Origin of the sequence: Citrobacter sp. TBCS-15, assembly GCF_005280815.1 — a bacterium.
In the GTDB taxonomy this organism is placed as follows: domain Bacteria; phylum Pseudomonadota; class Gammaproteobacteria; order Enterobacterales; family Enterobacteriaceae; genus Citrobacter; species Citrobacter werkmanii.
Window position 1 is genome coordinate 1 of sequence record NZ_SZWK01000032.1, and the last position, 214, is coordinate 214.

General features: G+C 50.9%; 1 rRNA gene. It reads right to left on the reverse strand.

Annotated elements, in window-relative coordinates:
* Window positions 1-214: ribosomal RNA gene (locus FDW96_RS02805) — 16S ribosomal RNA — on the reverse strand; the annotation flags it as partial.

Here is a 214-nt window from a genome sequence, read left to right on the forward strand (position 1 = left end):
ACGATTACTAGCGATTCCGACTTCATGGAGTCGAGTTGCAGACTCCAATCCGGACTACGACATACTTTATGAGGTCCGCTTGCTCTCGCGAGGTCGCTTCTCTTTGTATATGCCATTGTAGCACGTGTGTAGCCCTACTCGTAAGGGCCATGATGACTTGACGTCATCCCCACCTTCCTCCAGTTTATCACTGGCAGTCTCCTTTGAGTTCCCG